Genomic DNA, 14,652 nt, shown 5'->3' with positions numbered 1-14,652 from the left:
AGATTATGAAGAAATATGTTTTAATGCTGCTCATTAGTGCAATTTTGTTGGGCTGTAAAAAACCTGAAAAAGAATCAGTTGCTGAAACTTCAGTTTCAGAATTTATCAATAAAAACGATATTGATCGCGTAGAACCACCTAATTGGTGGACTGGTTTTAAAAATGATAGCTTACAGTTATTAGTACACCATCAAAATATTGGGAGTTACCAACCAAGTATTGAATATCCTGGAGTAACTATTGCACATGTAAGTAAAGCAGAAAAAAGCAATAACTACCTGTTTATAGATGTCATCATTTCAAACAGTACCAAAGCAGGAACTTTCAATATCATATTTAAAAATGATGACAACGAAGAACTATTAACAACTTACGAGCTTAAAGCTAGAGAAAAATCAGCTGAAGATTTTGTAGGGTTTAATAGTTCAGACGCTATTTATCTAATCACACCAGATCGTTTTGCAAACGCGAATCCAAACAATGATACGTTTGATAATTTAAACGAAAAGCACATAGATAGAACCAATGATTATGCACGTCATGGAGGCGATCTTCAAGGAATTACAGAGCATGTCAACTATATTAAAGATTTAGGTTTTACTGCTGTTTGGCCTTGTCCTGTGCTAACTAACGACATGCATCATGCATCGTATCATGGTTATGCTATTACTGATTATTATCAAGTAGATCCAAGATTTGGTACAACCGAAGACTACAGAAAATTAGCTGACGAATTACGAAAAAATAATATGAAGCTAATTATGGACCAAGTCGCAAACCATTGCGGTTTGGAACATTGGTGGATGAAAGACTTACCATTTAGTGATTGGGTAAATTACCAAGCGCATTACGAAGCAAATAAAGCCAATTGGAACAATGAGATTGTAAAACGTTCATCACACAGAAGAACGGTAAACCAAGATAGCTATGCTTCAAAAATTGATAAGCAAGAAATGAGCGATGGTTGGTTTGTTCAGGGAATGCCAGATCTTAATCAACGTAATCCGTTTATGGCAAAGTATCTTATTCAAAATAGTATTTGGTGGGTAGAAACACTGGGTCTTGGTGGTATTCGTCAAGATACTTATCCATATCCTGACAAAGATTTTATGAGCGATTGGGCTGGAGCTATAATGGCAGAATATCCAAATTTTAATATTGTAGGTGAAGAATGGTCAAGCAATCCGTTGTTAATTGGATATTGGCAAGATGGTCATCAAAATGCAGATGGTTATGACTCTAACTTACGCTCAACTATGGATTTTGCTATGCAAGAAAAAATTATAGCAGGATTAAAAAACGAAGAAACTTGGGGAACTGGTCTTAAAGAAATATACACAGCATTGGCAAACGATTTTCATTATACAAGACCTGAAGACATTTTAGTGTTTCCAGACAACCACGATATGAGCCGTATTTTTACGCAATTACAAGGTGATATTACCAACACGAAAATGGCGTTGAGCTATTTGGCAGTATTACCGCGTACGTTTCAAATGTATTATGGTACAGAAATCTTAATGAATGATTTTGATAAACCAGGTGATCACGGATTAATTCGTACCGATTTTCCTGGTGGTTGGGAAGGTGATGCCGTAAATGCATTTACAGGTGACAATCTGGAAGAAACTAAAAAAGATATGCAAAGTTATGTGTCTAAATTGATGAATTTTAGAAAAAACTCTAAAGCCATTCATAATGGAAAAACCATGCACTTTGCACCAGAAAACAACACCTATGTTTTAGCAAGGTTTAATGATGACGAAACAGTTGTTCATATTCTGAACAAAAATGAAGACGCTTTTAATTTAAATACAAGCCGATTTGAAGAATTAGGTTTAACAGGAAAAACATTAAAAAATGTATTTACAGGAGAAACTGTAATTTGGAAAGATAGCATTGCTTTAAAAGAAAAAGGAGCCATAGTATTAACAACAAAACTTAAATGAAACAACTTACCTACATCTTATGTCTTCTTTTATTCCAAACAACGTTTGCTCAAGTTACTATTGTTGTAGAGCAAGTGCCAAAGGAAACACCAGAAAATGCTTCGATTTTTATTTCAGGCGATTTTGAAGGTTGGTCTGGAGGACAAAAAGCCTATCAATTAGAGTTACAAGATGGTCGTTATACCATCACATTACCTCAAAGCGAAGGCACAATTAATTTCAAGTTTACGCAAGGTGCTTGGAGTTCTGTTGAGTGTGACAAAAAAGGTTTTGCTATTGAAAATCGTAGCTACACATTTGGTAGTAAACCAGATACTTTAAAACTAAAGATAGTAGGTTGGGACAATTTATTTGATGTTGAAAATGCCTCAACAGTCACAAAGCAAGTTACAGTTCTATCAGATACGTTCAACATGCCGCAACTCAACCGCAAACGTCGTGTTTGGTTGTATTTGCCAGCAGATTATAAGACCTCAAATCAATCGTATCCTGTTGTGTATATGCACGACGGACAAAATTTATTTGATAAAAAAACATCTTCATATTCAAATGAATGGAGTGTTGATGAAACACTAGATAAACTATTCCGAAATAAAAATTTAAAGCTTATAGTTGTTGGTATTGATAATGGCGCAGATAAGCGTCTGGATGAATATTCGCCTTTCAAAAATGAAAAATATGGCGGAGGCGAAGGCGATGCCTATTTAGAGTTTATCGTCAATACACTAAAACCATACATTGATGCTAATTACAACACCTTAAAAGATAAAAAGCACACAGCCATTTTTGGGAGTTCAATGGGAGGTTTAATTTCGCATTATGCAGCCTTAAAATATCCTAACGTATTCGGGAAAGTAGGTGTGTATTCACCAGCATTTTGGTTTGCACCAGAAATTGAAAATTACACAAAATCACATGCAAATCTAAACGATACAAAAATGTATTTCCTTGCAGGAGGAAAAGAAGGTGAAAAAGCTGGTTTTGATGAGATAAGTCAGACTGTTAAAGACATGAATCAAATGATTTCTGTTTTAAAAAACAATGGTTTTTCTGCTGAAAACATAAGGTCAAAAGTTGTTCCTGACGGAAAACACAACGAAACATTATGGCGAGAAAATTTTGAAGAAGCTATTACGTGGTTGTTTCAAGATGCTATAAAAACGCGTGAGTTTGTTAATGCTTCTTTTAATAATAATGAGCTAAACGTGAAAGTTTCTGATGGTTCATATAACATTCAATTCTTTACATCTAAAATTGCAGAAACCACCTTTCTGCAAAAAGGTGAAACGGCAAGTGCAAAACCATCTCACGCAGTGGTTTTAAACAAAGGGTTTTCTGATATTCAATTTTCTGAAACCAATTCAGAAGTGACGTTAAAATCTAAAGATTTATCGGTTCTTATAACCAAATCGCCTTTCAATATTTCATATTGGAAAGACGGAAAAGAAGTCATTTCAGAAAAAAATAGCTACCAAAAAAATGATGCTTTTGAGACCATTCAATTTAGTTTAACACCTGATGAAGTGTTGTATGGAGCTGGAGCAAGAGCTTTAGGAATGAATCGTCGTGGTCATCGTTTGCAGCTTTATAATAAAGCGCATTATGGCTATGAAACTACAAGTGAGTTAATGAATTTTACTTTGCCAATTGTGATGTCGTCAAAACAGTATATGGTACATTTTGACAATGCTCCAATAGGATATTTAGATTTAGATAGTAAAGGCGACAATACACTAACTTACGAAACTATTTCTGGTCGTAAAAAATATCAAGTCATTGTTGGAGATTCTTGGTATGATGTCATAGATAATTACACTGATTTAACAGGAAAACAACCTATGTTGCCTCGTTGGGCTTTAGGAAATTTTTCAAGCAGATTTGGTTATCATTCTCAAAAAGAAACATTAAAAACCATTGATGCTTTTAGAGAAGAACATATTCCTGTTGACGCAGTGATTTTGGATTTATATTGGTTTGGAAAAGAGGTTATGGGAACCATGGGTAATTTAGAATTTCATAGAGATTCGTTCCCAAATCCAAAACAAATGATTAAGGAATTGCAGGGCAAAAATGTAGAAACCATTCTCATTACTGAACCATTTATATTAACAACCTCTAACCGTTGGAACGAAGCAGTTACCAACAACGCTTTAGCAAAAGACAGTTTGGGCAATCCAGCAACCTATGATTTTTTCTTCGGAAACACAGGCTTGGTAGATGTATATAGTGAGTCTGGTTACAATTGGTTTAAGGGTGTAAATAAAGACTTGTTGAATCTTGGTGTTACTGGAATTTGGGGCGATTTAGGAGAACCCGAAGTACATCCTTCCAGTGTAATTCATGCAACAGGAACAGCTGATGAAGTTCATAATACTTTTGGTCACGACTGGGCAAAACTGGTTCAAGATGCTTTTCATGAAGCTTTACCAAATCAGCGACCATTTATTTTAATGCGTGCTGGTTATTCTGGTTCGCAACGCTATGGTTTAGTGCCTTGGTCTGGAGACGTAAACAGAACTTGGGGCGGATTACAAAGTCAGCCAGAAATTGCATTGCAAATGGGAATGCAAGGTTTAGCCTATATGCATAGTGATCTTGGTGGTTTTGCAGGAGCAAACCTTGATGATGAACTTTATGTGCGTTGGCTTCAGTATGGCGTTTTTCAACCAATTTATAGACCTCATGCACAAGAAGACGTTCCTAGTGAACCGGTTTTTAGAAGTGAGAAAGCCAAAGCTTTGGCGAAACAAGCCATAGAATTACGCTACAAGCTGTTGCCTTATAACTACAACCTTATGTTTGAAAACAACCAAACAGGAGCACCATTAATGCGACCATTGTTTTTTGAAGAAGCCGCTAATTCACAGCTTTATAATTATTCAAAAACGTATTTATGGGGAAACAATATTCTAGTTGCTCCAATTCTTGAGGCTGGACAAAAAACGACATCGGTTTATTTTCCAAAGACATCTAATTGGTTTGATTTTTATTCTGATGAATTATACAAAGGAGGTCATCCAATTAATTGCGAAATAAAAGAGAATAGCATACCAACATTTGTGAGAGGTGGAAGTTTTATTCCTATGGCAAAACCAATGCAATCAACAAAAACCTACAATGGTTCGGTATTAGAACTTCATTATTATTTTGATAAAGATGTAGGAGATAGTGATTATCAAATGTATAATGACAATGGTTCAACTGTTGACGCTTTTGAAAATGGAAACTACGAAATTCTCGAATTCAAATCTGAAAGCAACCAACGCTATTTAGAATTTGAGTTTAATGCAGAAATAGGCAAGCACTTTTCAAGTGAAACAAAAGAAATCGAGCTTGTTATTCATAACATTTCTAAAGCACCAATAACAATAAAAATAGGAAGTCAAAAAGTTGAAGGTGATTACAATATCAATAATGAAACCTTAAGACTTGATGTGACTTGGGATACTTCAACCAAAAAAGAAATTAAAATAAAGCTTAACAAATAATATGCGTTCAAACTATATAGTTGCTCTAATTTTAATCGCTTCAGTGATATTCAGTTGTAAAAATGAAAACAACACGACACCAAATAATAGTGAATTGAAAGCAAATGCAACAAAGCAAAAAATGAAAAAGAAAGAAGTCGTATATCAAGTCTTTACGCGTTTATTCGGAAATACCAATACCAACAACAAACCTTGGGGAACTTTAGAAGAAAATGGCGTTGGTAAATTCAACGACTTCACAGATAAAGCACTTACTGAAATTAAAGATCTCGGAGTCACACATATTTGGTACACAGGTGTGCCACATCACGATGTGATAACCGATTACAGTGAATTCGGGATTTCTAACGACGACCCAGATATTGTAAAAGGTCGTGCAGGTTCGCCTTATGCAGTTAAGGATTATTATAATGTAAATCCTGATTTAGCCGAAAATGTAGAGAATAGATTGCAAGAGTTTGAAGCCTTAATTGAGCGTTCACACAATGCAGGTTTAAAAGTGTTAATAGACATTGTACCAAACCACGTGGCACGTAATTATCAAAGTTTAACGAATCCTGAAGGTGTAACAGATTTTGGTGCAGAAGATGATAAAACTGTGACTTACGCAGTCAATAACAACTTTTATTACAATCCAGGAGAACCATTTAAAGTGCCAAATTGGGAAAATGGTTACCAACCTTTGGGAGGCGAAAATCACCCAAAAGCTGATAGTAAGTTTGAGGAAATTCCTGCAAAATGGACAGGTAATGGTTCAAGAGCGTCGCAGCCAAATATGAACGATTGGTACGAAACCGTAAAAGTTAACTACGGTATTAATCCAGAAGGCAAAAAAGATTTTGATGAATTACCTGAAGGTTTCGATAACGAAGATTACAAAGCACATTATAACTTTTGGAAAGACAAAACAGTGCCTAGTTCTTGGGTAAAGTTTAAAGATATCGCCTTGTATTGGACAGCCAAAGGCGTAGATGGTTTCCGTTTTGATATGGCAGAAATGGTGCCTGTGGAATTTTGGAGTTATATGAATTCGCACATCAAAATGCAGAATCCAGATGCATTCTTATTGGCTGAAGTTTACCAACCGCATTTGTACAGAGATTACATCAAAAAAGGAAAAATGGATTACCTGTACGACAAGGTACAATTGTATGACACCTTAAAGCACGTTATGCAAGGTCACGGAAGTACGTATAATATTCCACCAATTCAAGAAGATTTAAAAGATATTGAGCATCATATGCTTCACTTTTTAGAAAATCACGATGAGCAACGTATTGCAAGTCCAGATTTTGCAGGTAATGCTGAAAAAGGAAAGCCAGCAATGGTGGTTTCTGCAACAATTAGTACATCGCCAACAATGGTGTATTTCGGTCAGGAATTTGGCGAAAAAGCCGAAGAGGATTTAGGCTTTGGAGACCCAACACGAACATCTATTTTCGACTATGGAAGCGTACCAAGTGTTGTGCGTTGGGTAAACAACAAACAGTTTGATGGCGGCCAATCTACCGAAGCAGAAAAAACTTTGCGAGATTTCTATAAGCGTTTGTTAAACTTCACGATTAAGAGTGATGCTTTAATGGGAGACTATCAAGATTTGCAGCATTACAATCAGCAGCATACAGAATGGTATAACGATAAAGTCTTAAGTTTTTCACGTTGGAGTGATGATGAAAAGCTAATTATCATTTCAAACTTTAATGCCGAAAACACCTATGGTTTTGAATTGCAATTACCAGAAGATTTGGTCTCAAAATTAGCTTTGAAAGAAGGAGACTATCAAGTGGAAGACCAGTTATACAAGAATTATACGTCAACCTTAAAAGTTGAAAATAGTAGAGGGAAAGTGAGGATAGATATAAAACCTCTGGAATCTTTCATTCTAAAAATCAAAGAATAATTTAAATTCTAGTTACGCAGAAAATAAACACCAATGAAAAAACTAACTTTAGCAATACTTACGATCACTTTAGCTATGTCTTGCAATCAAGAACAGAAACAAGAACCACCAAAGCCAGAAACACCATTTGTCTGGGAAGGTGCTAACTTATATTTTTTATTGACAGACCGATTCAATAATGGCGAGACTTCAAATGATGTCAATTTTGACAGGACGAGAGAAACAGGGAAGTTGCGTGGTTTTCAAGGAGGCGACATCAAAGGGATTACACAAAAAATTAAAGAAGGCTATTTTACCGATTTGGGCATAAATGCAATTTGGATGACACCAATTGTAGAGCAAATCCATGGAGGAACAGACGAGGGTACAGGTGTTACTTATGGTTTTCACGGTTATTGGGCAAAAGACTGGACTAAAATTGATCCAAATTTCGGAACTGAAGAGGATTTAAAAGAACTGGTAAAGGAAGCACACGCCAAAGGCATTCGTGTAGTATTAGACGCAGTAATCAATCATACAGGTCCTGTGACAGAAAAAGACCCAGTTTGGCCAGAAGAATGGGTAAGAACAGATAAACAATGTACTTACGATAGTTATGATAACACTATAAGCTGTACACTTGTTGCTAATCTGCCGGATATAAAAACAGAAAGCAACGAGAATGTAGAACTACCACCACAATTGGTAGAAAAATGGAAAGCTGAAGGTCGTTACGACCAAGAAGTAAAAGAGCTCGATGCTTTTTTTGAACGAACAGGGCATCCAAGAGCACCTCGTTTTTACATAATGAAATGGTTAACGGATTACATTACCGATTTTGGTATTGATGGTTACCGTGTAGATACCGTAAAACACACCGAAGAATATGTATGGCAAGAGTTTAAAAAAGAATGTGATTATGCATTTGAAACGTATAAGAAGAACAATCCAGATAAGGTTTTAGACGGTAACGACTTCTATTTGGTTGGCGAAGTGTATAACTACGGAATTTCAGGTGGCCAATGGTTCGATTTTGGAGATAGAAAAGTGAACTATTTTAATCCACCAAGTTTTCAAAGCTTAATCAATTTTGAATTCAAATGGAATTCAAAAGAGTTGAGTTATGAAGACGCTTTTAAAAAATATAATGATAGTTTAAAAGGTCCATTAAAAGGTTTTGGAACATTAAATTATTTAAGTTCTCACGATGATGGTAGTCCGTTTGATGCTAAAAGAGAAAAACCATACGAGACCGCAAATAGATTATTACTATCACCAGGAACATCGCAAGTTTATTATGGAGATGAGTCTGCAAGATCATTGGTTATAGAAGGCACTGAAGGTGATGCTACCTTACGTTCATTTATGAATTGGGAAGCTTTAAATTCAGACCCAAAAACAAAAGCAGTTTTAGAGCATTGGCAAAAGTTGGGACAATTCAGAACAAATCATTCTGCTGTAGGCGCTGGTAAGCATCAAATGATAACCCAAGAGCCTTATTTATTTTACAGAAGCTATCAGCAAGGAGACTTTAAAGATTTGGTAATTGTTGGTTTAGACTTACCAAAAGGCGAAAAAGTTATCGATGTTTCTAAAGTTTTTGAAGAAGGAGATAAACTTCAAGATGCATATTCTGGTGTTAAAGCCACTGTAGAAAATGGAAAAATTATCATAAATTCGAATGCTAATATCATTTTAATCGAAAGACAATAAATCAATCTTAATGAAATTCAATCTTATCCCATTAATCCTTACAGTCCTTTTCTTTTCTTGTAATCAAAAGGAAAAACATATTACTGAAGTGACTTCGCCAAATAGTGAAGTGAAAGTAAATTTCAACCTTAATGCTCAGGGACAACCGTTTTACACAGTAATGTTCAATAACAAAACCGTAGTAGATAGCTCTTACTTAGGGTTTGAGTTTACAAATGCTAAAGCTTTAAAGGATAATTTCAATATTGTAAATACAACAACAAGCACGTTCAATGAGACTTGGCAAATGCCTTGGGGAGAACAAGTAGATGTAGTAAACCATTACAATGAATTAAGAGTTGAATTACAAGAAACATCAGAATTAAAACGAAAACTAAACCTTGTTTTTAAAGTATATGACGATGGTATTGGATTCAGATATGAATTCCCAGAACAAGCTAATTTTAAAGAAGCACTGATTAAAGATGAACATACAGAGTTCAACTTAACTGAAGATTACAACACCTTTTGGATTCCTGGAGATTGGGATATTTATGAGCATTTGTACAATACTACAAAGTTATCAGAGGTTGATGCCTTACAGTTTGCAAACCATAAAAATTTAGCGCAAACGTATATTCCGGAAAATGCTGTTAACACACCAGTTACTATGGTTGGTGCAGATGGAACACATTTAAGTTTTCACGAAGCAGCTTTGATAGATTATTCAGGAATGACCTTAAAAGTAGATACTAAAAATCTTGATTTAAAAAGTAATTTAGTAGGTTCAGAAAATACTGTTTATAAGGTAAAACGAGCTTTACCTTTTGAGACACCTTGGAGAACGATTCAAATTTCAGATAACGCACCAAAACTTATAGAATCAAAGTTAATCGTGAATCTAAATGAGCCTAATAAACTTGGAGATGTATCTTGGTTTACACCAATGAAGTATACAGGTGTTTGGTGGGAAATGCACTTAGGAAAATCCTCTTGGGATTACGGAATGACACAGAATATGAGTACGTGGACAGATACAGGAGGTGCACACGGAAAACATGGAGCAAATACTGAAAATGTAAAACGTTTTATAGACTTTTCAGCAAAAAATAACATTGGTGGTGTTTTAGTTGAAGGTTGGAATACTGGTTGGGAACATTGGATTGGTTTTGAAGACCGTGAAGGTGTATTCGATTTTGTAACACCTTATCCAGACTATGATATTGATGAGGTTACACGATATGCTAAAGAAAAAGGTGTAGAAATTATAATGCACCACGAAACCTCTGCAGCAACCGAAACGTATACTAAGCAACAAGACACTGCTTATGCTTTAATGCAAAAATATGGCATGCACTCGGTAAAATCTGGTTATGTTGGTAAGATACTCCCTAAAGGTGAATACCATCACGGACAGTATATGGTAAACCACTATAACAATGCAGCTATAAAAGCGTCAAAATATGAAGTGGCAGTTAATGCGCACGAACCTATTAAAGCAACAGGCTTAAGAAGAACCTATCCTAATATCATTTCTCGCGAAGGTTTAAGAGGACAAGAATTTAATGCTTGGGCAAGTGATGGAGGTAATCCACCAGAGCACTTACCAATAGTTGCTTTTACAAGAATGTTGTCTGGTCCAATAGATTATACACCAGGAATTTTCAATATTAAGTTTGATGAATACAAACCAGACAATCAGGTAAACACTACGATTGCTCAGCAATTAGCATTGTATGTGGTGATTTATAGTCCAATACAAATGGCTGCTGATTTGGTAGAACATTATGAAGCAAATCCAGAGCCACTTCAATTTATAAAAGATGTTGGAGTAGATTGGCAACAAACCAAAGTGCTGAATGGTGTGGTTGGCGATTATGTAACCATAGCAAGACAAGAGCGCGAAACAGGTAATTGGTTTATTGGTGGTATTACAGATGAAAATGCGAGAACAATAGACTTAACTTTCGACTTTTTAGATGAAAACCAAAGTTACGAAGCGGTAATTTACAGAGATGGAGATGAAGCACATTGGGATAATAATCCTTTAGACATCATAATTGAAAAAATTGAAGTATCAAAAGGCTCAAATCTTTCAGTAAAATTAGCAGAAGGAGGCGGTTTTGCAATAAGTATTCTTAAGAAATAAATAAAAGCTCCGAAAGGAGCTTTTTATCTTTTTAGAGTAAAGTGACCTCTATGAGTTGTTCCGTCAGCACGTTTCACTAAAAACCAATAATCATTGGTTGGCATATTGTTTCCATTATACGTACCATCCCAACCAAAATGATTGCCATAAAAAGACGTTAGTATTTTCCCAAATCGATCAAAAATGGTGACTTCTAAACTGGGTTCGGTTTGCGATTCTATGATTTGCCAATAATCGTTGTAACCATCATTGTTTGGAGTGAAAAAGCTTGGGTAATTTAGTATTGAAACGTCTTCAGTAACAATACCACAATCATTTAAATCTTTGACAAAAACAGTATAAGAACCAGCTGGAAGATTAGTGAAAACATTTGATTCTTGATAAATAATACCATCCAAAGAAAACACATAATCTCCAGTTCCTGAAACTGAAACAGAAATGGAGTTGCTGTTGGCGGTCCAATCAATAGTTTCTATGTTTTCAATAGTTGCGATACTAGAGGTGTAGACTGTGAAATTTTGAATAGCCTCACAACTATTGTTGCCAAACATATTCTTTACAGTAACCGAATAAGTTCCACCTTGGCTTACTACAATACTTTGAGAAGTTTCTCCAGTAGACCATTCGTAAGCATCATAACCTGATGTTGCTGTTAATGTTGTAGTGCTTCCATCGCAAATAGAAATAGTTTGATCGTCATCAACAACAGGAATGTCGCCAACTTGAATTTGAAAAGAGGTAGTTGCATAACAAACATCTAATGTGTTATGAATAACTCTTGTATAGATAGTTTGTGGATTGTTTGTGTTTGTATAGTTGTTAGGTAGTGCATTATCACCTGAGTTAGCATCTGCTTGATTTAGGTGGTAGCTAACGGTGAAATTATTTGGGTTTTGATTACCTAGAATTAATGCATTTTGATCGTTTAAACTAAAGGTTTCAGAATTGCTATTGGTATCAGTACAGAACAGTAGATTGTTAGGTTGGGTAATATTTACAACTGGTAATAGGTTTTCAATATTTATTACAGTGTTTTCAATATTTCCGCAAGCATCTTCAACTTTTATCTCGTAAGTTCCTGCATTTAAATTTAAGAACGTGTTGCTTTCACCATTATCAAATTCAAAAGGCGAAATAATACTAAAGTTAAAAGGACCAACGCCAACAACGTCTACAATAACATCTGATGGTCCGCTACCACCATCGCAACCTAAATTATAAACACCAGAAATAACAAGGTTTGAAAACACTGAGAAGTTTGCAAAAATATCTAAACAAAAATCGTTAGGGTTTTGGTTGTTGAATGGTTGAAATACCTTAATAAGTCTAAATTCTCCAGTTAAAAAAATGTTGTAAATGGTTTGCTCATTCAAAATTTGAATGGCTGTAGTGTTATTAGGAATATCACCTTCGGTATATGGACTTCCAGTATTTGGGTGTCCCCATGTTTCGGTTTCAGGAAAATACCTTTGAAACCAATAGGTTTTTGAAACTACTGAATCGTCAGAATCGTTAATACCAACATCAAAAGAACCACAGTTTCTGTTTAAAGTATAAGCACTTGGAGTGCTGATGTATGCATTTATGTAAACATTTTCCGTGTATTGAAATCCACATTCGTCAACTAATTCAAAAGTGTAATCTCCAGCAGGAAGGTTGTTCATAAAGAAAAAACCTGAGTCAGCTATATTTTCACTTACATCATCAGGAAGTGAAGGTGTATAGTTAGATGGAGCCGATGAAATTAAAACTGTAGTAAGGCTACCATGTCCACTAGCAAGACGTAAAGATCCGGTTTCGGTTAAGCAATTTGGTTTTGCTATAACTGATAGTTCTTGCATTACAAATTCAGGAACAATTGTTTCAATGATGTATTCACTTCCGCAATCATCGATAACTAGTATAGTATAAATTCCACTTCCTAAATTACTTAAACTTAAAGCGCCATTATTGATGTTTTCTGAAATATCATCTGGTAAGGCGTTTTCATAAGATACTGGAGCTACAGTTACTATAGCAGATACAATTTCTCGATCTGGAATGGAAACATTTATAAAGCCAGAGTCAACCGAACAACCTGTATTGTTAACTACTAGATTTGGCTCTAGAGGAATTTCTTCTAAGAGTAGAGTATGTGTGCCTAATCTGCCACAAGCATCTATAAGATTTATAGTGTATGTTCCGTAAGGTACAGGGTTTCCTTCTGTTTCGAAAACTACAACATTATTGTTGTAAGGTCCAGGGTATTCTTCATTGTAAACTGAAGGTATAAAATCTTCAGGAGCTTCAATGAATTCAACTTGATAAGGAGGTAAGAAGTTGTTTACTATAAGGTTTAAAAATTTTCCGCAGTATGCTTCAGTAGGAAACAACATTACTTTTGGGTTTGGGTCAATTTCATTATCTCTTTCAAAAACATTGTTGCAAGCATCAGTAATTGTAATGTTTACTGTAAATGTTTCTTCACCAAAAGTCATAATGCTTTGGCTAATGTTAAATTGTAGCTCAGGTCCTGAGGTCATTTCTTCAACAATTACAATTTCAGGAGAGCCATCAGGAGGATAAATTGTATAAGTTATGGTTAGCGGATAAATTATAGGGTTTTCAGGAGGCGCATTGATGCTATTGGTTATTTCTATTTCTGAACAAGAGCTATAAACAACTGGAAGTACTGATTGCTCAATAGTAATGTCATTTTCGTCAAGAATTAATGTGTAGGTTTTAGATAGTGCGTTTTCACATTCATCATATACGCGTACAACATAAGTTCCTGGTGTTAAATTGGAAAATTCATTTGAGGTTTGTGGAGCAACAGTTATTGGTCCAGAAGTAATTTCATACAATGCTGCGTCACCAGATGTTACATTTACAATTAATGTGGCAGTTTGGTTACAGGATGTAGCAGTTGTGTGGCTAATTTCAAAATCCAGTTCGGTAGTTAAGTTGTTAATAGTTGCTTCCTGCTCTTGGGTGTTTTCGTCTCCATTTAACGATTGGGTTGCAACCACTTTGTAGTTTCCTGCAAAAAGATTATTAAATGAGTTGGTTGATGTTTGAGCAACAGGAGTAGAGTCGTCAGGTAAAATGTAAAGTGTATATGTAATATCAGCTCCTGATGCTGTATTGGAAACTTCCATTTGTAGAGCACCATTACCAGAACAAGTTTCGTTAACAGCAGTAACGTTTAAGTTGAAATTAGGTAGTTGCGCGTAGCTAAACGTTGAAAAAAAAAGTAAAATAAAGCTAAAAAAAGACTTCTGTAGGTTACTTGAAAATTGAGATGTTATTCCAAACAATTTTGCTCTTAGGTCAATTCGCTTTTTTGTTGAAAGCTGTAATGATTTACTTCGAGTTAGTTTAAGTTTTAATTTATGTATTGAGCTACAAGGCATTATTGTTTGTAATGAATACTATCAAATATAATATTAAAACAGTTTAATTGCCTCTTTTCCCCATCATTAAACAGAAATAATCGTTATTTTAAACATGTTTTTC

Annotated in this window: 6 protein-coding genes; 5 read left to right on the top strand and 1 reads right to left on the bottom strand. The window is 35.1% G+C overall.

What is annotated here, in order from left to right:
• The first annotated feature begins 5 nt into the window (after positions 1-5).
• Genes ACQ0RB_RS04940 through ACQ0RB_RS04920 form a run of 5 tightly spaced genes read left to right on the top strand, consistent with a single transcriptional unit; the run spans position 6 to position 11,157 of the window.
• Entirely contained in the window at positions 6-1,949 is a 1,944-nt protein-coding gene (locus tag ACQ0RB_RS04940) for a glycoside hydrolase family 13 protein (protein ID WP_430496905.1), read from the top strand.
• Positions 1,946-5,437, top strand: coding sequence for a TIM-barrel domain-containing protein (locus ACQ0RB_RS04935; protein ID WP_430496903.1), 3,492 nt, complete (start codon positions 1,946-1,948; stop codon positions 5,435-5,437). Before ACQ0RB_RS04940 ends, ACQ0RB_RS04935 begins: the two co-directional genes overlap by 4 nt.
• Before the next feature lies 1 nt (position 5,438).
• Positions 5,439-7,337, top strand: a complete 1,899-nt coding sequence (locus ACQ0RB_RS04930; RefSeq protein ID WP_430496901.1) for an alpha-amylase family glycosyl hydrolase — start codon at positions 5,439-5,441, stop codon at positions 7,335-7,337.
• 33 nt (positions 7,338-7,370) lie between these two features.
• Positions 7,371-9,029: an alpha-amylase family glycosyl hydrolase gene (locus ACQ0RB_RS04925; protein ID WP_430496899.1), complete on the top strand. Its 1,659-nt coding sequence runs from the start codon at positions 7,371-7,373 to the stop codon at positions 9,027-9,029.
• Positions 9,030-9,039: 10 nt separating this feature from the next.
• The gene (locus tag ACQ0RB_RS04920) at positions 9,040-11,157 is read left to right on the top strand and encodes a glycoside hydrolase family 97 protein (RefSeq protein WP_430496897.1); all 2,118 of its coding nucleotides are present in this window, start codon (positions 9,040-9,042) and stop codon (positions 11,155-11,157) included.
• Positions 11,158-11,180: 23 nt separating this feature from the next.
• Here ACQ0RB_RS04920 and ACQ0RB_RS04915 read toward each other — a convergent pair whose 3' ends face one another.
• Positions 11,181-14,549 (bottom strand): T9SS type B sorting domain-containing protein, encoded by a 3,369-nt coding sequence (locus tag ACQ0RB_RS04915; RefSeq protein WP_430496895.1) that lies wholly within the window; start codon positions 14,547-14,549, stop codon positions 11,181-11,183.
• Positions 14,550-14,652: the final 103 nt, after the last annotated feature.

It is taken from the genome of Gaetbulibacter sp. PBL-D1 (genome assembly GCF_050509525.1).
GTDB classification, from domain to species: domain Bacteria; phylum Bacteroidota; class Bacteroidia; order Flavobacteriales; family Flavobacteriaceae; genus Gaetbulibacter_B; species Gaetbulibacter_B jejuensis.
The sequence above is the reverse complement of the archived record's forward strand: the minus strand, read 5'-3'. Positions and strand labels throughout refer to the sequence as shown.